Genomic DNA, 1,244 nt, shown 5'->3' with positions numbered 1-1,244 from the left:
CCCGCCTCCACCAGCGCCTCGGCAATCGCCAGCTTCTCGCTGGCGCGAAACGCCACACCGGGGCTTTGTTCCCCATCACGCAGCGTGGTGTCGTTAATCATCACCGTGCCGTTGAGCGTCATATCCGCCATGTTTTCTCCCCTGTGTCAGCCATAGGTCGGTGCAAAATCGCCCGCCGTCGCCTGCGGTTTTCCCTGCTGCCAATAGGGCGAGAGCGTGCGCAACCGTTCCACGATCGACGGCAGTGCGGCGATCACCCCGTCAATCTCTTTTTCACGGGTATAGCGCGACAGGGAGAAGCGGATGCTGCCGTGAGCGGCGGTGTAAGGAAGGCTGATGGCGCGCATCACATGGGAAGGCTCCAGCGAACCCGATGTGCAGGCGCTGCCGCTGGAAGCGGCGATCCCGGCGTGGTTGAGCAGCAGCAGGATGGCTTCGCCTTCAATAAACTCAAAGGCGATATTGAGCGTGTTAGGGGTGCGCGGTTGCTCCCCACCCATCACCATCACGCTTGGGATGATCTGGCTCAGCTCGTGCTGTAAGCGATCGCGCAGCGGGGCAACCGCCGCAGTCATCATGGGTAAATGCACGTCTGCCAGTTCGCAGGCGCTGCCCATACCGACAATGCCGGCAATATTCTCCGTGCCCGCGCGGCGTCCGCGCTCCTGATGTCCGCCACGCAGCAGCGGACGGAACCGGGTGGAGCGTTTCAGATAGAGACAGCCCACCCCTTTCGGCCCGTGGATCTTATGCGCTGAACAAGAGAGCATGTCGATCTCGCAGCTGGAGAGCACAATCGGGATCTTCCCGACGGCCTGAACCGCATCACAATGAAACAGTGCGCCATGCTCATGGGCCAGAGCGGCCATCTCACGCACCGGAAACAGCACTCCGGTTTCATTATTCGCCCACATCACCGTCACCAGCGCCACGCGTTCGCTTAGCAAGGCGCGATACTGCGCCATATCCAGTTCGCCCTGCGCCGACACGCCCAGGCGATGGATGGTATAGCCCTGACGCTCCAGATGTTCACACACTTCCAGCGTCGCCGGGTGTTCTACCGCGGTGGTGATAATTTCGCGCCGCTTGGCATCGAGTGCAACGGCGGAGTGGATCGCCGTAGACGTCGCCTCAGTGGCACAGGAAGTAAAGATAATTTCGCTGTCATGGCGCGCGCCGAGCAGGCTGGCGACCTGCTGCCGCGCCCGTTCTAGCGCCCCGCGACAGGGCGTACCAAAATCGTG

At 61.8% G+C, this 1,244-nt stretch carries 2 protein-coding genes; both read right to left on the bottom strand.

Annotated features, from left to right (window positions below):
- Positions 1-122 (bottom strand): hypothetical protein (locus J5224_RS28560; RefSeq protein WP_264628476.1); only part of this gene is annotated, 122 nt, incomplete at its 3' end.
- Between the two features lie 24 nt (positions 123-146).
- A partial coding sequence (nifS, locus tag J5224_RS28555; protein ID WP_264628475.1) for a cysteine desulfurase NifS occupies positions 147-1,244 on the bottom strand: 1,098 nt, incomplete at its 5' end.

Source organism: Candidatus Symbiopectobacterium sp. NZEC135 (assembly GCF_025962695.1).
Note: the sequence above shows the minus strand (reverse complement) of the source record. Positions and strands in the feature narration are given on the sequence as shown.